This window comes from Streptomyces sp. NPDC048506 (assembly GCF_040651315.1).
Lineage (GTDB): Bacteria > Actinomycetota > Actinomycetes > Streptomycetales > Streptomycetaceae > Streptomyces.
Genome location: NZ_JBEZIX010000008.1, coordinates 79346 through 103240, shown reverse-complemented (window position 1 = coordinate 103240; position 23895 = coordinate 79346). Strand labels below are relative to the sequence as shown.

Here is a 23895-nt window from a genome sequence, read left to right as displayed (position 1 = left end):
CGGCCGGCTCAGTCGCGCCGCGGGACGACCGCCACCGGGCAGGCCGCATGGCAGAGCGCGGTGTGCACCACCCGCCCGAGCGGCAGCCCGAAGTGACCGTGGCGCCGGCCCGCGCCGATGACGAGCAGGTCCGCGGCAGCGGCGCGGTGCACCAGCGCCTTGTGCGCCGGGCCCTCGACGGTGGTCCGCCGCACATGGACATCCGGGTGGTCGCCGGCCGCCACCGCCAGCGCCTCGTCGATCAACTCCGAGGCCTGCCGCTCGTGGTAGCTCTGGGCCTGCCCGGCGAGCCGCGGCGGATCGGTCCGCTCGTGCGCGGGGCAGTGCCAGGCGCGGACGGCCTTCAGCAGACAGCTGCGGGCCTCGGCCTCCCGGAAGGCGAAACGGACCGCGTCCGCGCCCTGGACCGGGTCCCCGACACCGAGGAGCACACACTGGTGCGTCCCGGTCAGCCCGGCCACGTCGCCGCGCACCACGATCACCGGGCACCGGGTCCGCGCGGCGACCGCCAGCCCGACCGATCCGAGCAGCAGCCCGGTGATCTCACCGTGCCCCCGCGAGCCCAGGACCAGCAGTGACGCGGATTGGCCGGCGCGGAGCAGGGCCGTGACCGCGTCCTCGGCCACCACGTCGGCGGTGACCTCGACGTCGGGGTGGCGGCCGCGGGCCCGGTCGGCGGCGGAGGCCACCAGGGACTCGGCGAGCACCTGCTCCTCGGGGCGCTCCGGGCTCTGCTCCGGGGCCGTGCCCTCGTAGTGCTCCCAGGTGGAGGCGTGCAGCACGCGCAGCGCAAGCCCGTGGAGGGCCGCCTCGTCCACCGCCCAGTCGAGTGCCCGGAGGGCGGGTTCCGAGCCGTCGACACCCACGACCAAGGGCCGTTCCATCGCCGCCACCGCCTTCCCGCCCGGTCGCCCGGTTCGGTTGGTGTCCCTCCCATCGTCACCCCGCGCCCCGCGCGCCCGCCAGGGCCGGCCGCCGCGCGGCGCGCCCCCCGCTGCCCGTCGTGGTGACATGGAAGGACGGAACAGGGACACCGAGGAAGGCAACGAAGAACGGAACCGTCACCATGACCGGTGCGCCGTCTCTCGCAGCGTGTCTGCGCTCGCTGCGGGCCGTGGTCTTCGACACCGACGGAGTCGTCACGGACTCCGCCGGACTGCACGCCGCGGCCTGGAAGGGCGCCTTCGACCCGTGTCTGGCCGGGCTGGCCGGGCAGCGCCCGTTCGACCCGGTGGACGACTATCTGCACCACGTCGACGGCCGGTCCCGGCTGGACGGGGCGGCCGCGTTCCTGGAGTCCAGGGGCCTGGACCTGCCGCTCGGCGGCCCGGACGACCCGCCGGGCACCGGCACCGTGTGGGCCGTCACGGCCCGCAAGGACCAACTGTTCACCGCGGGCCTGCGGGCGCAGGGCGTCACCGCCTGGCCCGGCACCGTGCGCCTGCTGCACGCGCTGCGGGACGCGCGGGTGCCCCGGGCCGCGGCCTCGGCGTCCCGGCATGCGACCGAGCTGCTGTCCGGGGCCGGGGTGCTCCCGCTGTTCGAGGCCGTCGTGGACGGCAACGAGGCCCGCCGGCTGCGGCTGCCCGGCAAGCCCGATCCGGCGCTCTTCCTGGAGGCGGCGCGCCGGCTCGGCGTACCGCCCCGGGACACCGCCGTGGTGGAGGACGCACTGGCGGGCGTCGAGGCCGGCCGGCGCGGTGGCTTCGGCCTGGTCGTGGGCGTGGACCGGTCGGCAGGACCGGCCGGTTCCGCCGCCCTGCGCCGCTTCGGCGCCGATGTGGTGGTCACCGACCCCGGCGAGCTGCTGCTGTCCGGGGAGGGCTGATGCCGACCGCCGGCAACCGCCCCTGGACCTGGTCGTACGAGGGGTACGACGCGGCCGCGGAACGGCTGCGGGAGACGCTGTGCGCCCTGGGCAACGGCTACTTCGTCACCCGGGGCGCGGCCTCCGAGGTGCTGGTGGGCCCCGAGCACTATCCGGGCACCTATGCGGCCGGCTGCTACAACCGTCTCACCTCCAACGTGTCGGGCCGCCCGATCGACAACGAGGACATGGTCAACCTGCCCAACTGGCTTCCGCTGCGCTACCGGATCCGCCCGGCCGACGCGCCCCCCGGGCCCTGGCTCTCCCCCGACCACCCGCATCTGACGGAGCATCGGCAGGCCCTGGACCTGCGGCACGGCGTGCTGACCCGTTGGTCGGTCTACGAGGACGAGGCCGGGCGGCGGCTGGGCGTGGAGCAGCGCCGTCTGGTGCACATGGGCGATCCCCATCTGGCCGCGCTGCGCACCGCGTTCACGGCCGAGGGTTGGGCGGGCGCGGTGGAGGTGGAGGCGGGGATCGACGGCGCGGTGCGCAATGCCGGTGTCGCGCGCTACCGCGGTCTGGCCGACCAGCACCTACGGGGGTGGGAGACGGGTGCCGAGGGGGCCGACACGGTGTGGCTGAGCTGCCACACCAGCGACTCCGACATCCATGTCGCGCTCGCCGGGCGGCTCCGGGCCACGCCGGGCCGGGGCGTGGTGCCGCGGACCCGGTTGACCGTGCTCCGGGCCTTCCACACGGTGGTGCTGCCGGTCACGTCCGGCTCCACCGCGGTCGTCGACAAGACGGTGGCGCTGTACACCTCCCGCGACCCGGCGATCGACAGTCCCCGTCACGCGGCGGTCACCCATGTGGTGCAGGCCCCGCACTTCCGGCAGTTGATGGCGTCGCACCGGCGGGCCTGGGAGAACCTGTGGCGGCAGGCCAAGCTGGAGGTGCCCGGGGAGGCCGGCCGGATCCTGCGGCTGCACCTGTTCCACGTGTTGCAGACCCTCTCGCCGCACACCGCCGAGCTCGACGTCGGGGTGCCGGCGCGGGGCCTGCACGGTGAGGCGTACCGCGGGCACGTCTTCTGGGACGAGCTGTTCGTACTGCCGTTCTTGAACCTGCACCTCCCCGAGGTGTCCCGAGCGCTGCTGGAGTACCGCTACCGACGGCTGCCCGCCGCCTGCCACGCGGCGCGGGAGGAGGGCCGGGCGGGGGCGATGTACCCCTGGCAGAGCGCCGGCGACGGCCGCGAGGAGACCCAGCAGCTCCATCTCAACCCCCGCTCCGGCCGCTGGCTGCCGGACCACTCGCACCTCCAGCACCATGTGGGGTCGGCGATCGCCTACAACGTCTGGCAGTACGGACAGGCCAGTGGCGACACCGAGTTCCTCCAGACCAGGGGTGCCGAGATGCTGCTCCAGATCGCACGCTTCTGGGCGTCCGCCGCGGTCTGGGACCCCGATCTGGGCCGGTACCGCATCCGGGGCGTCGTCGGTCCCGACGAGTACCACGACGGCTATCCGGGGGCCGCCGAGCCGGGGGTGGACGACAACGCCTACACCAACGTCACCGCGGCCTGGGTCCTGTTGCGCGCCCTGGACCTGTGCCGCACCCTGCCCGAGGCCCACCAGCGGCAGCTCTTCGAACAGATCCAGCTCACCCCGGACGAACCGGAGCGCTGGGACGACATCGCCGGACGGCTGCACGTGCCCTACCACCGGGGCGTGATCAGCCAGTTCGCCGGCTACGAGGAGCTGGCCGAACTCGACTGGGACGGCTACCGCAGGCGTTACGGGGACATCCGGCGGCTGGACCGCATCCTGGAGGCCGAGGGCGACACCGTCAACCACTACCAGGCCTCCAAACAGGCCGACGTGCTGATGCTCGGCTATCTCTTCTCCCCCGCCGAGCTGGGCTCGGTGTTCCGCCGGCTCGGCTACCCGCTCGACGACGACATCTGGCACGCCACCGTCGACTACTACCTGCACCGCACCAGCCACGGTTCCACCCTCAGCGCCCTGGTCCACGCCTGGGTGCTGGCGCGCGTGCACCGCCCCGACGCCTGGACGTACTGCGAGGAGGCGTTGACCGGCGATGTCGCGGACCTGCACGGCGGCAGCACCACGGAGGGCATCCACCTCGGGGCGATGGCCGGCACCCTGGACCTGGTCCAGCGCGGCCTGACCGGTCTGGAGACCCGCGAACAGGCCCTCTGGCTCGACCCGGCCCCGCTGTCCGAGCTCTCCACGTTCGGCGTCCGCATCCGCTACCGCCGCCACTGGGACGTCGACCTGCGCATCCGCGACGAACAGGTGCGGATCGCGGTACCGGAGTCCGAGCAGGCGGCGGTGCGGGTGCGGCTGGGGGAGCGGTCGTTCAGCATCGCGCCGGGGACGACCCGGCGGCTCGACCTGCCGGACGGCTGAGTCGGGTCGGGCCGCCGGCGTCACCGCGTCAGCGGCGGAGCGGTCCCTCGCAGGTGAAGTCCGCGGTGCCGGCACGTCCCGAGGACCAGACGGTCGTCGGGCCGAAGGTGCAGTTCATGTCGGCGAGGTTGTTCGCGGCGGGCCGGGCCCGGTCGAGGAGGAAGTAGTCGACGGTCTCGGACATGTCCTTGAAGACCTGGTCGGGGTTGCCGGAGTCGCCGAGGTTGGCGGTGATCCGGCCGGTGCACAGGAAGCGGCCGTGGTCCGGGTCGCCGTTGTCCGTGCACCGGGGCGGGTTGGCGGTGGCCGTGGTGAAGGCGTCCTGGACGGCCGCGGCGTCGGCGAACTTCAGCTGGGAGTTGGGGGTGAAGGTGGTGTGCGGGACGAAGAGGTCGTCGACGGCGGCGATCTGCGCGTCGAGGAAGGCGTCGTACTGCTGTTGCAGCGCGGTGTCGGAGGACTGCTGGTTGCGCCAGGCGTCGAAGGCGGCCGGGTCGTCGGCGCGCAGGTACCGGTACATCTCCTGGAGCTTGGCGGGGTGCTCGCGCCAGAGGAACTCGAAGAACGTCCCGGCGTAGGAGTAGAAGCGGAAGCCGTCGTGGTCGTAGGTGGCGTGCAGGAAGGCGTTGATGGTCATGCGGGGCTTGCCGCCCGCGGTGTCCGCGATGATGTCGCGGACGAGTGCCTGGCGCACCGCGATGCCGTCGTCCCGGGTGGCGCCGTCGAAGAACTCGGCGCTGCCCTCGTCCATGGCGGTGGTGCGGTCGCCCTCGTACCAGGGGCCTTCGCCGAAGGAACCGGGGACCGCGAAGCGGCCGTTGAGGTAGTGCACGTACTCGTGCCGGAAGAGCTCTTCGAGGGTGAGGCTGGAGTCCTGGGGGACGCGGCGCTGGTAGGTGTAGAAGGTGGCGCCCCGTTCGATGTAGACGCCGCCGTTGTTGGTGCCCATGCCGGTGAGCAGCGGGTGGTAGACCTCGTAGTCGTGGCGCGAGGCGTACAGCACGATGGTGAGGGTGGTGTTGGGGTCGCCGGCGAGCGGTTCGGAGGTACCGAGCACCCGGTGGAACTGGGCCTTGACCTGCTTGGAGGCGTAGTAGAGCTGGTCGACGGTCGCGCGGTCGAGCGCGGTGCGGACCTTGATGGCGCCGTTGTCGTAGGCGTACGTGTACGGGAAGATCCGCTTCTCGATGTCCCCCTTGCAGACGTCGTACGGCGCGCAGGCGTCGAAGGTGTTGAGCCAGCCGGCGACCTTGGCCCAGGGTTCGCTGCCCTCGCCGAAGTTCCGCACGGTGGTGGCGAGGAGGCCGCCCAGGTCGGTGACGATCGCCGGTTTGAGGGCGTCGATCTGCCCGAAGCGACCGTACTCGCCGAGCGCGTCGCGGACGACCCAGGCGTTGGGGGTGTCCTTGAGGTGGGTGTGGTCCGCGAAGGCCTTGAAATCGGCGCGGTAGTCGGGGTCGGCGCTGACCGCGTCCCGGAAGGCGGTGTCCTTGTTGCCGGGGTAGACGCCCAGGTAGTTCAGGGAGAGCGCGGCGAGGGCGGCATTGCCCCAGGACGGGTCCTTGTAGGTGGCGGTGCGGTCCGCGCCCATGGTGGCCAACACCTTGCGGACCAGGCCGAGTTGGTACTGACGGCCACCCGGGCCGCTCACCGCGTACAGGGCCTCGCGCAGGGTGTCGGCGTTGGCCCGGGTGGCGTCGAAGGTGCGGGCCGCGGCGCCGAAGGCGTCGGCCGCGCCGCGTACCGCCTGCACGGTCGGGGCGTCGGTGGTGTCGATCTCGTCGTGCGAGAAGTCCTGGTAGGCCACCGCGTGCAGGTACGTGAACATCTCGTACAGGTGGGTGGAGTTCTGCCCGTCGTGGGCGGCGGACAGGGACGCGATGCGGTGGGCCACGGCCTGGACGTGCGCATCGGACATCACGGGGACGAGCCGGGGGTCCCACGTCCAGATGAGGCCCCGGAGACAGTCGTCGGCGGTGGTGGCGGGGTCGGCGAGGAAGTCCGCGAACCGCTCGGGGCTCAGGCCGGTGACCCCGTCGAGGGTGCAGGGGGCGACGGCGGGGTGGGCGCGGGGCGGGGTGATGACGGGGGCGGTCTGTGGGCCCGGCGGCCGGCCGTGCGCGGTGCGGGCGCGGGGCGCGGGCGCCGGGGCGGGGCTGAACTGCGGGGTCCTGGCGAGGCGTTGGACCCGGTCGTGGGGGTGGTCGCCGGACCGGGCGGTGGCCCGGGGCGTGGACTGCGGGGCCCGGACGTGGGCCGTCGGCGCGGGGTGTCGGGGTGCCGCCTGGGCGGCCTGGGCGGTGGGGAGAGCCGGCAGCGCGAGGGCGGTGGCGAGGATCGCGGCCGGCAGGATTCTGCGCGGTATCTGCGGGTGTGACACCTGAACCTCCGTGAGGGGGTGGGGGGTTGAGTGGGGTTCGAGGCGATGGCCTTCACTCCACGAGGGGTGTGACCTATAACATAGTAATGTGAAATTGCACTGACAAGACTTCAGAAACCAGGCATGGGTAAAGGGACGGCGGCGAGGCCCCGTCGGCCCCCGGACGTGCGGCCCGGGGGCTCGGGGAGCGCGGTCGGCCCCGGGGAGCGCGGTCGGCCCCGGCGGTCGGCCCGGCCACCCGCCGGGGCCGACCACCGGGTTCCGCCGTGGCCAGGCCCCGGTCACCGAACCTCGGTCAGCGGGCTCCGCCGTGGCCGGGCCGGGCGGCTGCTCCGAGGAGTTCGCCGAGGGCGGCGCGGTCGACCTTTCCGTTCCGGTTGAGCGGGAGGGAGTCCAGGCCGGTGAGCACGGCCGGCACCATATAGGCGGGCAGCCGGTCGCGGAGGGCGGCCCGGAGGTCCTCCGCGGCGCCGGGCATACCGGTGTAAGCGGCGGCGAGTTCGAGGCCGCCCGGGGTGGTCCGGGCCAGCACGGCCGCGTCCACGACGCCGGGGAGCGCGCGCAACGCCGCCTCGACCTCACCGAGTTCGACGCGGTACCCGTGCACCTGGACCTGCTGGTCCCGCCGGCCCAGGTGCACCAGCGGCGCACCGCCCCGGGCGCGGGCGACGCGGTCACCGGTGCGGTACCAGTGGTCGTCGGTGAGTGCGGTGCCGGGGTCGTACGCGGAACCGTCGGGGGCGAGGAAGCGGCCGGCGTTGTTCGCCGGGTCCAGGTAGCCGGGGAAGCGCTGTGGCCCCCTCACGCACAACTCGCCCTCGTGCAGCAGGAGTTGCAGCCCCTCGTAGAGGGTGCCGATCGGGACGGTGCCGTTGCTGGGGGCGGGCCAGTCGGAGCGGTCGGCGGGCAGCCGGTAGGAGGTGCAGGTGACGGTGAGCTCGGTGGGGCCGTAGGCGTTCTCCAGTCGGCCGTGCGGCGCGGCCCGCTGCCAGGCCTCGGCCTGCTGGAGGGTGAGCGGCTCGCCGCAGAACGTGCTGCTGCGCAGCGTCGGCATGCTCCCCGGCCGCAGCGCCCGGAACCGCTGGGCGAGCGAGATCACCGACGGTACGGAGTTCCAGTGGGTGAGGGCCCGCCGGTTGACGAAGCGGACCGGCGTCAGCAGGTCGTCCCGGGTCGGCACGACCAGGGTGGCCCCGCTCCCCCAGGTGGTGAACATGTCGTGGACCGACGGGTCGAAGGTCAGGTCGAAGGTCTGCGAGCAGCGGGCGCCGGGGCCGGCCGTGCTGCGCGGCACGGCCTGCGCGAGGTATGCGCAGATGTTCCGGTGCTGGATGGGGACGCCTTTGGGGACGCCGGTCGAGCCCGAGGTGAAGAGGAGGTAGGCGAGGTCGTCGGGGCCGGCGGCGCGGGCCGGCAGGGCGGGCGGACGGTGCGGCGCGGGGGCGGGGAGGCGGCGCAGCTCGGGGTCGGTCAGGGTCAGGGTGGGGGCGCCCGGCGGTGCGGTGGGGCCGGCGGTGCCGTCGGAGAGGACGGCGTCCAGTCCCGCCGCCCGGACGATCCCGGCGTTGCGCTCGGCGGGGAAGGCGGGGCCGAGCGGGACGACCGTGGCGGCCAGGCGCTGGACGGCGAGGTACCCGGCGTAGGCGACGGCGGTCCGACCGGCCAACAGCCCGACGCGACGGGGCGGTTGACCGTCCAGGTGGCGGAGCAGACGGGCCGCGAGGGCGTCCGCGCGGTCGGTCAGCTCGGCGTAGCTCAGCCGGGTGTCCCCGATCTCCAGCGCCGTGTGGTCCGGGTGGGCGGCCGCGGAGGCCGCGAACCAGTCGTAGAGGGTGCGTCGTTCGGCGGGGGTGCTCACCGTTCGCCTTTCCTGGGTGTCGGGGCCGTGCGGTATGCGCAGCTGAGAGGGGTGGCGGAGTGGTCGCGGAGGCTGAGCCAGCGGTAGTCGCCCCAGCGGCCGGACCGGGCGCCGGGCGGCACGTCGATGGTCCAGGGGCGGCCGGCGAACCCCGCCCCGCTGGCCTTGACGCAGGCCTCCTGGGCGGTCCACACCCAGGCCACCTCCTCGGCGGCCCGTGCCGGCGGCAGACCTGCCAGGCGGCCGGTGTGCTCCCCCAGCAGGCGGCGGGCGAACGACGGGGTGACGAAGGCGCCCGGGCGCTGCACGTCGACGCCGACGCTGCGGCCGAGCCCGACGCCTGCGGCCAGCGCGCCCCTGCTGTGCGAGACGCTGATGCCGACGCCGGGGTGTCCGCGCAGCCAGGGTTTGCCGCGCCGGTCCGGGACGACCTCCGCGCCGGCCAGGTCCGGCCGTACGGCGGCGAGCAGCTCCCGCAGCAGTGCGCGGCCGGTGAGGAGTTCGTGGGCGCGCCACTCGGGGAGCCCGGCCGCCGCCCGGCGCAGGTCGTCCGGGTGGGTGCTGGGGGCCACCCGGTCCGCGGTGGTGGTGCGCACCCAGAGCCGGTCCGCCACCTCGATGGGTAGGGTCACGGCGCCGTGCCGGGCGCCGCGAGGTCGGCCAGGACGCTGTCGGCGGCGTCCGCCAGGGTGCCGAGGACCACCTCGGTCGCACCGCCCCCGATGCCGAACAGCGCGGCCTGGGCGCGTACTTCCTGGATGCCGCCGGTGGTGAAGCCGGCCGCGCCCCAGAGCTGTCCGCACTCGGTGAGCACGTGGTTGACGGCCGAGCCGGCTGCCGCCTTGAGCGTGGCGGCCGCGGTCGCGTCGTGGTGCAGCGCCACCGGTTCCTGCAACTGCGCGACCAGGGCGTCGAGTTCACGCACCCGGACCAGGCAGGCGGCGAACCGCTGGCGGACCGGGTCCAGGTCCCACAGGGTGCGGTCGCCGTGCGCACGTCCGGTCAGGTGGCGCCGGGTGTCCGCCAGCACCCGGCGGCACAGCGCGACGCCCCACTGTGCGCCGGCGAGCCGTTCGGTACCGATGTGGCGGGCGAACAGCGGCAGTCCGAAGCCGACCCGGCCGAGCAGGTGGTCCCGGCCGAGCCGTACGCCGTCGAAGGTGACGTGGCCGACGCCGGAGTCGGCGAACAGGGCGGAGTCCGCGGGACGCACCGTGACGCCGGGGGCGTCGGCGGGCACCAGGACCCAGGTGAAGTGGGTGAAGTGCCGGCCGGGGCGGTGTCGGGCGAGGGTGAGGAAGTGCTCGGCGGTGGTGGTGTTGGCGATCCAGGTCTTCCCGCCCGTCACCTCCAGTCCGTCGTCCTCGATCCGCACCTGGGTGCGCAGTGCGGTCAGGTCGGTGCCGGCGGTGACGTCGGTGGCCGCCAGCGCGACCGTGGCCCGTCCGGTGCGGGCGCGGTCCAGTGCCCGCCGGGCGACCGGCGTGCGGCCGGCCGCCAGTACCGGCAGTGCGGTGGCCAGCTGGACGCTCACCGACAGCGTGGACGCGATCGAGAAGCGGGCGTCGACGGCGGTGAGCAGCGCGGCGAGCCCCTCGGGGTCGATACCGCTGCGGACCTCTCCGTCGCGGTAGGCCCCGGTGAGCAGGCCGGCGCCGCCGAGCGCGGCCCAGACCCGGGCGCCGCCGGCGGTGCGCGGCAGGGCGTCGAGGGGGGCGTGGCGGGTGTCAGGCAAAGCTCACCCCCTGGTCGCGCAGCGCCAGCCGGCCGTCGGCGAGGTGCAGCCGGTCGTTGCTGTAGTTCAGCGGGGCGGAGCGCAGGTCCCGCAGGGCCAGTTCGAGGCGGGTGGGCGAGTCCTTGAGGTAGCCGTGCCGCAGCCCGAGGGCGGTGACGAGGTCGTCGACCGCGGCGAGGCACTCCTCGGACGCGGTGATCTTCAGTGCGTTGAGCTGGAGTTGGCGTGCCGGCGCCGAGAGGTCCGCGCCGGACTCCACGGTGCGCAGGGTCTGTTGCAGCAGGGCGTGCACGGCGTCCAGGCGCTGCCGGGACCGGGCAAGGCGGGTGAGGAGCAGCTCCGAGCCGGTGTCGAAGCGGCCTCGTCCCGCCGGACCGCGCAGCAGTCGCAGCACCCGGGACAGCGCCCCGGCGGCCGTGCCGAGCCACACCGCCGACCAGCCCAGGTGCGCCAGCGGGCCGAAGACCTCGGCGGCGATCCGGTGGAACCCGCCCGGCTCGCCCACCACATGGTGGGCGGGGATCCGGCCGGTGAGCTTCAGGGCGATGCTGTGACTGGCGCGCATGCCCATCGGCTGCCAGTCCCCCGACGCCTCGATGTCGAGCTGGTCGCGGTGGGCGTAGACCAGCGACACCTCGTGCGCGGTGGCCTCGGCCCCGGGGCTGCGCATGGTGAGCAGGAAGCCGTCGGCGTGGGCGCCGCCGGTGACGATGGGCGCGAACCGGTCGATTGCCAAGCCCCCTTCCAGAGCGCCGAGTTGGGCCTGGGCGCTGAGGAGATGGCCGCCCTTGCCGGCCTCCGTGGTGACGGAGGCGAGGTAGATCTCGCCGGCCGCGATCCTCGGGAGCAGCTCCGTGCGCAGCCGCTCGTCCGCGTACCGGACGAGCGCCTCGGTCTGCTGGCAGTGCATCGCGAAGATCATGCCCAGTGACATATCGGTGCGCCCCAGGGTCTGCGCGGCCGTCACCATGTCGCGTACGGTGCCGCCGAGCCCGCCGTGCTCGGCGGGGACCAGCAGTCCGAGCAGTCCGGTGCGGCGCAGTGCGCCGAGCGCCTCGGCGGGGAACTCCGCGGCCCGGTCGGTGTGCGCCAGGTGCCGTTCGGCGGTCTCGGCGACCTCGGTCAGGCGGTCCGTCAGGTCGAGGGGGACGGGCTGCGCGGCCCGCGGCCCGGCGGTCATGCGGTCACCCGGCCGGTGGTGCCGTCACCGGACCCGTCGCCGCCGTCGGGGAGCTGTGCGGAGATCACCCGCCACAGGGCGCCGGCGGTCGAGAAGGTGGCGTCGTTGAGCTCCTCGTCCGGCAGCGCGATGCCGAAGGTGTCCTCGATGGCGAAGAGCAGCTCGATGGCCTGCATGGAGTCGACGCCGAGCCGGCGCAGATCGGTGTCCGGGGCGATGACGACCTCGTCGGGTCCGGCGTGCTTGAGGAAAGGGCGCAGCAGGGTGGTGAATCGGGCGTCCATGGGTCTCTCTCGGTACGGGGTGGTCAACGGGCGATGCGGCACAGGTCGTCGACCCGGCGGAGGTTCTCCGGGACGAGTTGGTCGGCGTCGAACTCGCGGTCCAGTTCGCTCTCCAGCCGCTCGATGATCTCGATCAGCCGGAAGGAGCTGAACGAGGCGAAGGAGTCGAAGGGGGCGCCGTCGAGCAGGGCGGCCGTGTCCACGCCGAGCACCGCGGCGGCCACGGCGGCCACCCGGCGGCGCAGGGCGTCCTCGGGGGGAGCCGCGGCGGGGCCGTCGGCGGCGGCGGGGCCGGTCGGTGCGGGGCCGAAGACGGTCCGGTCGGCGGTGAGGACGTCCCGCAGGCGGTCCACGACGCCCGGTGGCTCGGCACGGCCACGGGACAGGCGCCGGTGGGCCAGGTAGGTCTGCTCGACGACCTTGTCCCAGGCGCGCAGGTGCTGCCGCTCGGCCTCGGTCTCGTCGGCCCGACGGGCGAACAGCGCGCGGTAGGTGGCATGCAGCTTGCGCGCCCGGGCCAGCAGCCAGGTCTCGGCGGTGAGCTGCTCGACGGCGCGGGCGCGGTCCGGGCAGGCGTCGTAGGCATCGAGGTAGGCCGCCACCGCCGCCTGGTCCACCGCCTGGGCGGGGGGCAGTGCGGAGATCGGCCGGACGCCGGCCGGGGCCAGCTCGACGACCTCGGCGGACTCGATACCGGCCAACTCCTCCTCGGACAGCATCCAGTGGCCGGGGGCGGCGGTGCCCCAGGCGGTCTCGCTGCGGTAGGCGTCCGTGACGTGCCAGCCGTCGGGCCCCGCGGCGAGCAGGAAGCTGTGCTCCATGTGCGCCGTCCGGTGGTACGGCAACCAGGGCAGTTGGAAGGAGTCGGCGACGACGAAGCGCACCCCGCCGGCGGTGCGGAGGGTCCGGAACATCTCCTCGCGGGCCATCCGTCGCTGCCGCACCACCCGCAGCCCGAGCAGGTCCGACGCCACCGCCAGTTGTTCGGCGAGCGGCGGATCGACCGTCGGCAGGCCGCCGGTCCCCTCCCAGGCCCGGAAGCCGAGGGGCGCGCCGAGCCGCAGATGGGCTCCGGCGCCGTAGTGGTGGTCGGCGAGCACCGCCAGATTGACCTGGATGCAGTCCAGCAGACCGCTGTGGACCGAACCGAATTCCAGCGGTTCCGGTTCGACGGTGACTGCCATTGTCCGTTCACGTTCCTTGCCTTGTCGGGGCCGAGCAGGGCCGTGCCGTGTACGAGTGGGGAGCGGTTCAGAGCCACGGGGGCAGTACCGGCAGCTCCGCCGTCGAGTGGAGCGCGCTGCCGGTGGTGCGCCCGGCCAGCCAGGCGAGCACCTCGGCGGGTGCGCCGGAGACGACCGGGCCGCCGGTGCCGAAGCGGCCGAGCAGCGCGCCCTCGCTGTCGCTCAGGACGAAGTCCGGGACGTGCTCGGCCGCCGCGTAGTAGCCGAGGAGGTCGTCGAGGACGATCTGCCGCGCGGAGTCGGGGATGTCGGCGAAGCCGTATCCGATGTCCAGGTCCGCGTGGTGCAGTTCGAGTTCGCGCAGCCGGATCACCAAGATCCGCCGGGGGGTGCAGAGTTCACCGGTGAACGGCCGGACGGTGGCCTGCCAGGCGGGTGCCGGGAGCTCCTCGACGCTGCGCTGGAAGTGTGCCGCGGACGCCCGGAGCTCCGCCACCAGCGTGGCGGCCGTGGCGTGGGCGCCCGCCTCGATCTCGGCGTCCCGGGCCTCCCGGCCCGCGTACTGGGGCGTCTCGACGCCGGTGCGCGCCCACGCCAACAGCCGCTCCAGGGCGGGGACCTGGCGTGCGAGGTGGGACAGGACGTGGCCGCGGGTCCAGCCGGGGAGCAGCGACGGGCCGGCGACGTCCGCGTCGTCGAGGCCCGCCAGGCCGGTCAGCAGCCGGTCCGCCGCGGCGGCGATCTCCCCGAAGGACTCCGGGGTGGGCGGTATTTCCTTCACGATGCTCCTCGCGGTCGGGTCAGTCGGGCGAAGCCGTCGGCGATCTGCGAGAGTTCGCCGGCGATGTGCGGCAGGCGGGTGGGGTCCGCGGCCCGGAGCGCTGCCCGCTGCTGCTGCTCGTCGCCGTAGAGCAGGCTGGTGGCGGCCTTGAAGCGCAGCGCGTGCGGGTCGTCGCCCAGCAGGTGGCCGCCGAGGACGACGACGCCGGAGTCGTCCAGGAGCCGGGCGGCGAGCGACGCCGAGTCGGTGACGCCGTGTGCGGCCAGGAGGGGGCGCAGCGGTTCGAAGTCGGGGTAGACGTAGAACCCGCCGGTCGGCGGCCGGCAGTGGGCGCCGGCGTCCACCGCGATGCGGTGGACCGCGCGGGCCACCGCGCCGTGCAGACGGGCGCTGTCCCGCATCCGGGCGACGACCTCCGGCGGTTCGGCGTAGGCGTACTCGGCGACCTGCTGCATCGGCCCGGCGAGCGTCGACCACACCTCGCTGGCCGCGGCGACCACCGCGTCCCGCAGCAGCGCGCCGGTGTCGCCGGGTGGGAAGCGGGCCACGCCGATGCGCCAGCCGCCGAGCCCGAGGGTCTTGGACAGTCCGCTGGTGACGACGGTGCGCTCGGGAGCCGCTTCGGCGGGGCTGAGGAAGGCGGTGGACTCGGGGTCGTGGACGATGTCGCGGTAGATCTCGTCCGAGACGATCAGCAGGTCCTCGGCCCTGGCCAGCGCGCACAGTTCGCGGATCAGCGCGGGCGGGGCGAGGGTTCCGGTGGGGTTGTCGGGCAGGGTGAGGACCAGCAGCCGGGGGTCGCCGCCGGCCGCTCGGGCCCGGCGGATCGCGGAGCGCAGCGCGTCCGGTTCCGGGATGCCGCCGCACTCGGCGGGGACCGGTACGCCGAAGACCTTCTTGCCCGCGTAGACCGCCTGCGGGGCGTAGCTGTTCCAGGCGGGGCGGGGCAGCAGCAGATCGCCGGGGACGACCAGTTGCAGCGCCATCAGCAGGGGTTTGCTGCCGGGGGCGAGCACGACCCGGTCGGCCTCGGTGGGCAGCCGGCGGCGGGTGGAGTAGCCGGCCACCGCGGCGCGTGCGCCCGCACCGCCGGCGACCGGCCCGTACGAGGCGCGCGCCGCGCCGAGCGCCAACTGCTCGGCCAGCTGCGGCAGCACCGGCAGCCGGGCCTCGCCGAAGGCGAGGTGGACCAGACGGTCCCCGGCGGCGCGCCGCCGGTCGACCAGTTGGTTGAGCGCCAGGTTCGGGGAGGGCGGGGTGACGGTGAAGGACGTCATGCGGGGTTCCTTTGTGTACGGCTGCCCCTACGGGGCTGGTCGTCGCCCGCCGGGGCGACGCCACCGACGGCGGCCACGAGGTCGGGTGGGGTGGCGGGGTCGAGTTCCAGTTCGTCGAGCCAGGCAGCGGCGGGCGAGAAGCGGGCCCGGAACGGCCTGCCGACCAGCGCGGGGTTGCGCGCCTGGAGCATCCGGAGCCGGAAGTGGGCCCCGTCGGGGGTCTCCTCCACGCCGTCCACCACGACCTTGCCGGGCGTCGCCGACATGACCGGGCCGCGCACCGTGCGGGCGAGACCGGGCAGGGTGCGGTACGCCTCGGTGAAGATCTGCACGGCCCGGGCCAGCGACACCTTGAAGTAGTCGTACGGGCCGGTGTCCCGCTCCACGAACAGGTAGTACGGCACCGCCCCCACCGCCAGTTCGGCCCGCCACAGTGCGCTCCACACCCCGGCGTCGTCGTTGACGTGCGCGATCAGCGGCGCCTGGCAGTAGACCACCGCGCCGGTCGCCCGGATCCGGGCGACGGCCCGCTGGGCGAGGTCGGTGGCGAGTTCGCGGGGGTGGCTGAAGTGCGCCATCACCGCGAGCTGCCGCCCGGAGGCCACCACCCGCTCGAAGAGCCGCAGCACGTCGTCGGCGTCCGGATCGGTCACATAGCGCTGCGGCCAGTAGGCCACGGACTTGGTGCCGATGCGGAGGGTGCGGACCGATGCCACGCCCAGCAGCGGCTCCAGGTGGCTGCGCAGCCGCTCGGTGGACATCACCATCGGGTCGCCGCCGGTGACCAGCACGTCGTGCACCTCGGGGTGTGCGCCGAGGTAGTCGATCAGCCCGGCGGGGTCGGGCGCGGCGAACCGCAGGTCGGCGTCCCCGATGAACTGCGCCCAGCGGAAGCAGTAGGTGCAGTACGCGTGGCAGGTCTGTCCCTGGCCGGGGAAGTAGAGCACCGTCTCGCGGTACTTGTGCTGCAATCCGGGGAGTTGGACGCCGTCCTGACGGGGGACGTTGAGCTGCTGCTGGCCGGAGGGGTGCGGGTTGAGGCGACCGCGGATCTCCTGGACGGCCTCCCGCAGCAGCGGCTTGTCGGCGGGGTCGGCGGACAGCTTGGCCAGCTGGTCCTCGTCGGCCGCCGCCAGCATGCCGCGCTGTGGGAAGGTCAGTTGGAACATCGGGTCGTCGGGGACCCGGTCCCAGTCGATGAGCTGTGACAGCACGTACTCGTTGACCCGGAAGGGCAGGACCAGCGAGATGCGGCGGACGGTCTCCCGGATGTCGTCTGGCAGGCCGTGGCGCCGGGCGATGTCGTCGATGTGCCGCGGGCCGAACGCCTTGAAGCGGGCGGGTTCCGGCAGGCCGGCCGGCATCAGCGGGTGCCCCCCGTCCGGTGCGGTTTGCGGTACAGCGCGTCGCCGAGCACCAGGAAGTCCAGGTCCATGGCGCGGAAGGCGGCGAGCGCGTCGGCGGCGGTGTTGACGATGGGTTCGCCCTTGTCGTTGAACGAGGTGTTGAGCAGCACCGGTGGGGCGCCGTGCCGCTGTAGGGCGTCCAGGACGGCGCCCACGGCGGGGGCCTCGTCGCCGTGCAGCACCTGCGGGCGGGTGGTGCCGTCGACGTGGACGACGCCCGGGGCGACGCTGCGGCCGAGCTCGGTGGCCTTGGCGGCGCCGAGCATGTAGCGGCTCAGGTGCTCCTGCTGCTCCCAGAGTCGGGCGCCGTAATCGGGCCGGGTGACCCCGGCGAAGGGGCGCCACTGCTCGCGGTTCTTGATGGTGTTGACCCGGGTGTTGACGTCCGCGGTGTCCGGTACGGCGATGATCGAGCGGCGGCACAGCGCCCGCGGCCCCACCTCGGCCCTGCCCTGCGCGACCGCGCCCACCCGCCCGTCCAGCAGCAGCCCGGTCACCTCGTCGATGTCCAGCTCGGAGCGCACCAGCCCCGAAATATCCCACCCCGCACCCCCGTTGAGGTGATCAGGGGCCCCCACATCGACGCCCAGATAGGCACTCAACGCCCCCGTCCTCCTCCGGGGCGGCCGCACGGTCCAGGCCGCCCCCAGGGCGACCCCCGCGTCGTGCGGTACGGGCGGTACGTACAGCGGACCGGGCAGGGTGCCGTTGGTGCTGCAATTGAGCGCGACGCCACCGCTGAGGCAGAGCTCCTCGACCCCGGACGTCTTCCGCGTCAGGGCGGCGAGATGGGTCACGGTCTGCTCGATGAGACGCTGTGCGGTGTAGGCGACGAGGACGGCGTCGGGGTCCTCGGTGAGGCGTTCCTCGGGGGCGCTCGGGCCGTCCGCGCCGGCGATCGTGGTGTAGCGCTCCCGCCAGCGGCCGACGACGGTGTCGTACTGCTCCTTGATCTCGTCGGCGGTGGCGCTGCCCCGGCTCTCCACCAGTGGCGCAACGGCGAGCCGGAAGTCGTCGGCCGCGAGGTCCACCAGCGGTTCCACGTCCAGGTGCGCGGCCCGGCCGTAGGCGGCCAGGCCCATGGTCTTGCCGGCGTTGAGGAAGGAGAAGCCCAGCCAGGTCGAGGCCGCGTCGTAGGCGTAGCCGAGGGAGGCGGTGCGCTGCCAGCTGCGCTCCTGGCGGGGCTCGGCGCCGTCCTCGTACGTCCAGATGGTGGAGGACTCGTTCTCGCCGTGGCCGTCGATGACCAGCACGCCGGCCTTGGTGAAGGGGGAGGCGTAGAAGGCCGAGGCGGCGTGCGCCTGGTGGTGCGGAACGCGGACGACCTCGGGGGTGCGACCGCCGAAGTCCAGCCCGACGGCGTACGCCAGGAACTCGGCGTCGTCGGTGAAGCGGCGCGGGTAGAGCTGCTCGCTGTCCCAGCCGACGGCGACCACGTCGATGTCGGCGGCGGTGATGCCGGCCTGCTCCAGGCAGAAGCGGGCGGCGCCGACCGGCTTGCGGTAGAGGGAGTGGCGGTGCCGGTTGCAGCGCTCCTCCTCGCTGAAGGCGATGACCTCGCCGTCGTCGTTGATCAGGCAGGCGGCGCTGTCGTGCCAGCCGGTGGGAGGTGCGTTGACACCGAGGATCCAGGTCATGGCTGCGGAAGTCTCTCTTCGTCCGTTCGCGGCGGTGGGTGGGTCAGGAAAGCGGGCTGAGGGAGTGCCGTACGGCGCGCTGGGCGCGGCCGAGCGCGGCGGCGCACTCCTCGGGGGTGTCGCCGACGGCCACCAGGGCGGCGAGCCGGGGCACGATGCCGCGCGGCGGCAACCGCAGTGCGGCGTCCGGTGCGGCGAGCGCAACGGCGTGGGTGATACCGGGTACGGCCGCGGCCTCGGTCAGGTCGAGGGAGCGGACGATGCCGTCGCACTCGGGGTAGACGAAGCGGACCTCGGCGCAGCGGTCGCGGTGGGGGGTGAGGTGCGGGGTCCGGCCCAGGGCGAGGTCGGCGGCGGCGGCGACCGGGTCGACTCCGGTGGCGAGGGTGCCGAGCAGCGGGATGAAGTCCCCGCCGAGCCGGCCGTTGACCTCGACGATCCGGGGCCCGGTGGGGGTGAGGCGCAGTTCGGTGTGGGTGAGGCCGGTGCGGATGCCGAGGGCGGTGTGGGCGTCGGTGACGACGGACTGCACCTCGTCGGCCCAGGGTTCCTGGCGCCAGGGGGCGACGAGGTGTCCGACCTCCTCGAAGTACGGCGCGAACCCGAGCCGCTTGTGCGCCACGTTCACCAGGCGCACCGCGCCGTGGGACACCGCGCAGTCCACGCTGATCTCGGGCCCGGAGAGGTACTCCTCGACGATCGTCCCGTCGAGGGTGCGGATGCCGGGGAACGCGGCGGTGCGCGCCTGGTCGTAGGCGCGGGCGACCTGTCCGGGGTCGCCGGCGAGGGTGACGCCGATGCTGCCGGCGAGCGCACGGGGTTTGACCACGACCGGCCAGCCGAGCTCCTCCGCCGCGGCGAGCGCCTCGTCACGGGTGTGCACCTGCCGGTGGCCGGCGGAGGGCACCCCGGCGGCGGCGAGCAGCCGGCGGGTGGCGAGCTTGTCGCGGCAGTGCCGGGCGGCCTCCGGGCTCAGATGGGGCAGGCCGAGCCGTCGGGCCACCTCCGCGGTGGTCTCCAGCAGGGTCTCGTCCCAGGTCAGTACGGCTCCCGGTCCGGGGTGACCGGCCAGCAGCGCGCCGACGGCACGGGTGGTTTCGGCGGGGTCGGCGGTGTCCGCGGTGCGGAACCGGTCGGCCACGTGGCGCCGTTGCCAGTCGACGGCGGTGCGCTGGACGAGTGCGGTGCGCACCCGTCCGGCGACGGTGTCCAGGGCGTATGCGCGGTAGGGCGGGTTGCCGCAGCCGATCAGGACGAGTTGGGCGGGCGCCTGGGGGTTCACGGGTGCGCACTCCAGGGCGGCGTTCCGGATCGTGTGCCGGACGGCCGCCGTCACCTCCGCGCTGTTGGCCCCGCGGAAGCGGAACCGTGCCCCGGCGTGCTCGTAGCCGCCGCCGGTGAGCAACGCGCCGGCCTCCGGGAGGACTTCGGCGTACGGGCCGGAACGCGGGTCGCCGGTCCGGTGGGTGGTGGCGGAGCGTACCCGGCAGGGCATCGGCACCGAGGGCGGCACCAGGAGCCAGCCGGCCACCTGTGCCGGCTCGGCGACGGAGCGCGGGGTGCGGTCGGGGGTGGCGGTCTGGTGGGCGACGGCCGCGGCCATCAGGTCGATGCCGTGCACCTCCCGCCAGATGAAGGGCACTTCGGCGCCGCCCGGCCGGCCGCCGATCTCCAGGACGGTCAGCGCACCACGGTCGCTCTCGAAGAGTTCCAGGTGGAAGACGGAGGGTCCGGTGAACATCGCGGCGGCGGTGGCGGTGGTGATCTCGCCGATGCGGGCGAGGAGTGCCGGGTCGTCGATCTCGACGGAGCCGAGGACGGTGCCGGCGGTGAACTCCAGGCAGGTGTTGAGGTAGCGCGAGGCCCGCCAGGCGCCGAGTCCCTCGCCGGTGAAGACGCCGTCGACGTGCAGTACGCGGTCCGGCAGCCAGGGCTGTACCAGCATCTCGATGTCGTGCGGGAAGGCGTAGGCCTTCAGGCGCTCCGCGGAGTCCAGCCGGGTGACGCCGGTACTGGCGGTGCCGCGCCGGGGTTTGAGCAGCACCGGCCAGCCGTGCTCGGCGGCGAAGGCGGCCACCGCGATGTGGTGCGGGGCCGGGGCGGTCGGTGGCACGGCGACGTCCGCCGCGGCGAGCCGCTCGGCCATCAGCAGTTTGTCGCGCAGCGGGAGGAGGTCCTCGGCGCGCTGTCCGGGCAGGTCGAACTCACCACGCAGGTCGGCGGCGAGGTCGAGGTCGGTCTCCTGGAGGGCGACGATCCGGGTGGGCGGGCCGATCCGTGCCATCACGTCGTCGATCGCGGCGCGGACGGCCTTGACGTTCTCCGTGCTGTCCACGAGCCGTACCGCGGCGGCCTGTTCGGTGGGCAGATGGCGGGCGGCCCGCTCGGTGGTGAGGTAGCTGACGCGGTGGGCGGAGTGGTCGAGGTAGTCGGTGTAGTCGGCGTAGCGGTCGGTCCAGCGGTGGATGATCATCACGTGTTCGGGCACGGCGGCCTCCTGGGGCAGGACGAGCACGGAGTAGGGGTGGGCGACAGGGGCGGCCGGGTGGTGGGGCGCGGCGCGGCCCGCGCGGGAGCGCGCGGTGGTCGGCGGGCGGCCTACGGGCAGCGCGTGGTGCGCAGGGGTCTCTCCTGCGGTGGCGGCAACTGCCGTGGCGGGTAAGGGAGATGGCGGACCGCGAGGGGTCCGTCAGGGACGTTCGGCGGCGGTCAGCAAGCTCTGGTGCAGGTCCCACAGCAGGTCGGCGCACTGCTCACGGCCGAGGTCCTTGGCGGTGAGCCGGACGGCGAGGGCGTCCTCGGTCTCCAGGGCGCGGGCGTAACATCGCGGGCCGATGGTGGTGAAGGGTTCCTCCCAGGTGAGGGTGGGCGGGCCGGCGGACAGCGGGGGCCGCGGCGGTGCGCCGGGGTGTGGGCCGTCGGGGACGGCCACGTAGTTGAAGGCGCAGGCCGGTTCGGCGGCGTGCGGCATCCGGGCGCGCAGCGCGGCGACGGCGGTGACGTCGTGCATGCCGTGCCGGAAGGCGCCCAGGCCGCTCCAGTGCACGGCGTCGGCGAGCGTGACCAGGTCGTCGTTGCGGGCGTGTTCGACGAGTGCCGGCACCCATTGGTTCATCGACGTCACCACGCCCTTCCAGCGGCCGGCGAACCGGTTGGCGCTCATCAACTGGACCAGCAGGGCGTCCGCGCCGCAGATGCGGGCGACGCTGCGGGCGTAGGCGGCCAGGATGACGCTGGAGACGGAGACCCGGGCGCGTTCGGCGAGGGCGTGGGCCGCCGGGCGGGCGGCCGTGGAGCGCAGGGTGGCCTGGACGACCTCGCCCGCGGTGTCGGCGGTGCGGGGCAACGTGGTCGACGGGGCGTGGGCCAGCAGGTGGGTCCAGTGGTCGAGCGCCGCCGACTGGCGGCGGAGTCCGGCGGGGCCGTACTGCTCGGCGGCGAGGTCGGCGGGGCCGGGTGGGGCGGGGCCGAGGCCTTCGGGGTCGGTGAGCGCCTGCCGGAACTCCTGGTGCAGCAGCTCCTGCGCCCAGGCGTCGGCGGTGATGTGATGCTTGCTGAACAGCAGGTGCGAGGGCGCACCACTACGGGTCAACAGCCGTGCCCGCCAGCCGTGTTGGCGGCCGAGGTGGAAGGGCTCGCCGGCGAGTTCGGTGGCGAGGTCCGCGGGGTCGGCGTCGGCGTCGTCGAGGACCGGCAGGGTGTCGTCGGTGGTGGCGTCGGGCGGCAGTTGGCCCGGTGCGTCGGCGTTCCGGACGTCGTAGCGGGTCCGTAGCGACGGGTGCCGGTTGGCGAGGGTGCGTACCGCGGTGCGCACCTGTTCGGCGGTGACGCCGCGCGGCAGGGGCCAGGCCGCCGCGTTGTTCGGTTCGTGCCACCGCTGGGCCGGCAGGCCTCGGATGTCGTGCCACACCGAGAGCTGGCCCAGCGAAAGCGGTCCTGCCTCGGACATACGCTCCCCCATTGGCGCACTTCCATCATGCGAAAGTTGAATTCCATGCAGAGCTGACGCTGCCACAATCTGTTGAAGCCTGTCCAGGTCGAACCGGCATGGAATGCCGGCAAACGTGACCCACCTCACACCCCGCCCCCACCGCAGGCATGAGAGCCTGATCACCACTCTTCGGAATCCAACTTCCGCACAGCGGAAGCTTGGTTTACGGCCGGCCGCCGCGCGAGGCGTGCCCCGGCAGGCGTCCTCGCCCCCTGGGACACGTCAACTCCCCCGGCCCGCCCCGGATCACCGTTCTCGAACAGCACGAGGGGTCTTTGCAACGTGAGTGAGCAGCCGTACGCCCCGGCCGGTTCCGGCGGGGAATTCCTCCATGACTTCCTGCTCGCCGCCGGCCGGCACACCCCCGACGCCCCCGCCGTCATCGCCTCCGCGGGGGCCGGCCGGACCACCGTGACCAGCTACGCCGCACTCGCCGCCCTGGCGGACGCCTACACAACGGACCTGCGGGCCCTCGGCGTCGAGACCGGCGCCCGGGTCGTCCTGGAGTCGGACACCACCGCACACGCCATCGCGATGCTGCTCGCCTGCTCCCGGGCGGGGCTCACCTTCGTCCCGGTGAGCCCGGAGACACCGCAGCAGCGGCTGCGGTCCGTCATCGCCACCGCCCGGCCCGCCCTGCACCTCCAGGCGACGGACGGCACCCGCACCGACCTGCCGCACACCGTGGGAACCGCCCGCTTCGGCGCGGCCGGGCTGACCGTCGAACGCGCCCCCGAGCAGCGCCGCCCCCGACGCCGGGTGCCCTGTGTCACCGATCCGGCGTACATCATCTTCACCTCCGGCACCACGGGACGCCCCAAGGGCGTGGTGATGAGCCACCGTGCGGTGATCGCCTTCTACCGGGGCATGTTGGCGCACCGGATCGCCACTCCCGAGGACCGCATCGCCAGCACCTCACCCCTCCAGTTCGACTTCTCGCTGCTCAACATCGGCCTGGCACTGGGCAGTGGGGCCAGCGTGGTGCCGGTCCCCCAGGACCTGGTGCGCTGGCCCCGCCGGCTGCTCCGGACACTGCGGGAGACCGGGGCCACCCAGGTCAACGGCGTCCCGTCCATCTGGCGCCAGACCCTGCGCTACGAACCCGAGCGGCTGGCCGCCCTCGACACACTACGCTCGGTCCTCTTCTGCGGCGAGGAGTTCCCGCTGCCCGAACTGCGCCGGCTCCAGGAGCTGTTGCCCACCGCGCGCCTCATCAACTGCTACGGCGCCACCGAGTCGATGGCCTGCTCGTTCGCGGACGTCCCCAACCCCCTGCCCGAGGACGTCGAGCGGCTCTCCATCGGGGTCGCCCATCCCGGTGCGGAGATGCTCCTCGTCGACGAGGCCGGAGCGGTGGTCGACGAGCCCGGCGTACCCGGCGAGATCCATCTGCGCAGTCCCGCGCTGTTCTCCGGCTACTGGGACGATCCGGAGGCCACCCGGTCGGCGCTGGTCCCCGACCCGCTGTGCCCGCAGTCCGGCCAGTCGGTCCTGCGGACCGGGGACCTGGCCGTCCGGGGCGCGAACGGCGAGTTCTCCTTCTGCGGACGGACCGACTCCCAGGTTCAGATCAACGGCAACCGCGTCGAACTGGGCGAGGTGGAACGCCGGTTGACCGCGTTCCCCGGCGTCACCGCCGCCACCGCGACGGCCCTGCCGCTGCCCGACGGCGGCGGTCTGCGACTGACCGCCTTCGTCGTCCTGTCGGCAAAGCACACCACCACGGACCCGGCCGCACTGCACGACTTCTGCGCCCAGGCGCTCCCCGCGTACATGGTCCCCCAGGACATCCGGCTGTGCGACCACCTGCCGACGACCTCGAACGGCAAGGTCGACCGCGCCGCCCTGGCGGAGGGGACGCCACCGCGGCCGGCACCCGGATCGCCCCTGAACCCGGCCGTGGTCCGCGGCTGCGGCCGCTGACGGCCCGGACGCCCAGG

The 23895-nt window shown here is 73.9% G+C and carries 17 protein-coding genes; 3 read left to right on the top strand and 14 right to left on the bottom strand.

The features are described 5' to 3' along the window. Nucleotides 1-8: 8 nt before the first annotated feature. Nucleotides 9-884 (bottom strand): universal stress protein, encoded by an 876-nt coding sequence (locus AB0C96_RS08485; RefSeq protein ID WP_362915013.1) that lies wholly within the window; start codon nucleotides 882-884, stop codon nucleotides 9-11. Nucleotides 885-1066: 182 nt separating this feature from the next. Here AB0C96_RS08485 and AB0C96_RS08480 point away from each other — a divergent pair, with 182 nt between their 5' ends. After that, nucleotides 1067-1828, top strand: coding sequence for an HAD-IA family hydrolase (locus AB0C96_RS08480; RefSeq protein WP_362915012.1), 762 nt, complete (start codon nucleotides 1067-1069; stop codon nucleotides 1826-1828). Further along, nucleotides 1828-4242: a glycosyl hydrolase family 65 protein gene (locus AB0C96_RS08475; RefSeq protein WP_362915010.1), complete on the top strand. Its 2415-nt coding sequence runs from the start codon at nucleotides 1828-1830 to the stop codon at nucleotides 4240-4242. Before AB0C96_RS08480 ends, AB0C96_RS08475 begins: the two co-directional genes overlap by 1 nt. A 28-nt stretch (nucleotides 4243-4270) precedes the next feature. On the opposite strand, the gene AB0C96_RS08470 is transcribed toward AB0C96_RS08475, so the two are convergent. The 13 genes from AB0C96_RS08470 to AB0C96_RS08410 form a co-directional block, all read right to left on the bottom strand. After that, nucleotides 4271-6622 (bottom strand): collagenase, encoded by a 2352-nt coding sequence (locus tag AB0C96_RS08470; RefSeq protein ID WP_362915008.1) that lies wholly within the window; start codon nucleotides 6620-6622, stop codon nucleotides 4271-4273. A 295-nt stretch (nucleotides 6623-6917) separates the two neighbouring features. Continuing rightward, nucleotides 6918-8480 (bottom strand): AMP-binding protein, encoded by a 1563-nt coding sequence (locus tag AB0C96_RS08465; RefSeq protein WP_362915006.1) that lies wholly within the window; start codon nucleotides 8478-8480, stop codon nucleotides 6918-6920. Then, entirely contained in the window at nucleotides 8477-9112 is a 636-nt protein-coding gene (locus tag AB0C96_RS08460; RefSeq protein ID WP_362915004.1) for a 4'-phosphopantetheinyl transferase superfamily protein, read from the bottom strand. Before AB0C96_RS08460 ends, AB0C96_RS08465 begins: the two co-directional genes overlap by 4 nt. Beyond that, on the bottom strand, nucleotides 9109-10215 hold the full coding sequence (locus AB0C96_RS08455; RefSeq protein ID WP_362915002.1) for an acyl-CoA dehydrogenase family protein: 1107 nt from the start codon (nucleotides 10213-10215) through the stop codon (nucleotides 9109-9111). The genes AB0C96_RS08460 and AB0C96_RS08455 overlap by 4 nt, the downstream gene beginning before the upstream one ends. Next, nucleotides 10208-11395: an acyl-CoA dehydrogenase family protein gene (locus tag AB0C96_RS08450; protein ID WP_362915000.1), complete on the bottom strand. Its 1188-nt coding sequence runs from the start codon at nucleotides 11393-11395 to the stop codon at nucleotides 10208-10210. The genes AB0C96_RS08455 and AB0C96_RS08450 overlap by 8 nt, the downstream gene beginning before the upstream one ends. After that, the gene (locus AB0C96_RS08445; RefSeq protein ID WP_362914998.1) at nucleotides 11392-11679 is read right to left on the bottom strand and encodes an acyl carrier protein; all 288 of its coding nucleotides are present in this window, start codon (nucleotides 11677-11679) and stop codon (nucleotides 11392-11394) included. The genes AB0C96_RS08450 and AB0C96_RS08445 overlap by 4 nt, the downstream gene beginning before the upstream one ends. Nucleotides 11680-11702: 23 nt before the next feature. Further along, nucleotides 11703-12863, bottom strand: coding sequence for a hypothetical protein (locus AB0C96_RS08440; RefSeq protein WP_362914996.1), 1161 nt, complete (start codon nucleotides 12861-12863; stop codon nucleotides 11703-11705). A 67-nt stretch (nucleotides 12864-12930) separates the two neighbouring features. After that, a complete protein-coding gene (locus AB0C96_RS08435) occupies nucleotides 12931-13644 on the bottom strand; it encodes a maleylpyruvate isomerase family mycothiol-dependent enzyme (RefSeq protein ID WP_362914994.1) in 714 nt (237 codons plus the stop codon). After that, a complete protein-coding gene (locus AB0C96_RS08430; RefSeq protein WP_362914992.1) occupies nucleotides 13641-14921 on the bottom strand; it encodes a pyridoxal phosphate-dependent aminotransferase in 1281 nt (426 codons plus the stop codon). The genes AB0C96_RS08435 and AB0C96_RS08430 overlap by 4 nt, the downstream gene beginning before the upstream one ends. Beyond that, complete coding sequence (locus tag AB0C96_RS08425; protein ID WP_362914990.1) at nucleotides 14918-16285, bottom strand: lysine 2,3-aminomutase; 1368 nt, start codon at nucleotides 16283-16285, stop codon at nucleotides 14918-14920. The genes AB0C96_RS08430 and AB0C96_RS08425 overlap by 4 nt, the downstream gene beginning before the upstream one ends. Further along, the gene (locus tag AB0C96_RS08420) at nucleotides 16285-17964 is read right to left on the bottom strand and encodes a carbamoyltransferase C-terminal domain-containing protein (protein WP_362914988.1); all 1680 of its coding nucleotides are present in this window, start codon (nucleotides 17962-17964) and stop codon (nucleotides 16285-16287) included. The genes AB0C96_RS08425 and AB0C96_RS08420 overlap by 1 nt, the downstream gene beginning before the upstream one ends. A gap of 43 nt (nucleotides 17965-18007) precedes the next feature. Next, complete coding sequence (locus AB0C96_RS08415) at nucleotides 18008-20452, bottom strand: ATP-grasp domain-containing protein (protein WP_362914986.1); 2445 nt, start codon at nucleotides 20450-20452, stop codon at nucleotides 18008-18010. 201 nt (nucleotides 20453-20653) lie between these two features. Beyond that, nucleotides 20654-21913: a condensation domain-containing protein gene (locus AB0C96_RS08410; protein WP_362914985.1), complete on the bottom strand. Its 1260-nt coding sequence runs from the start codon at nucleotides 21911-21913 to the stop codon at nucleotides 20654-20656. A gap of 324 nt (nucleotides 21914-22237) precedes the next feature. Between AB0C96_RS08410 and AB0C96_RS08405 the strand changes: the two genes are divergently transcribed. Beyond that, nucleotides 22238-23878, top strand: a complete 1641-nt coding sequence (locus AB0C96_RS08405) for an AMP-binding protein (RefSeq protein WP_362914983.1) — start codon at nucleotides 22238-22240, stop codon at nucleotides 23876-23878. The last annotated feature ends 17 nt before the right edge of the window (nucleotides 23879-23895 follow it).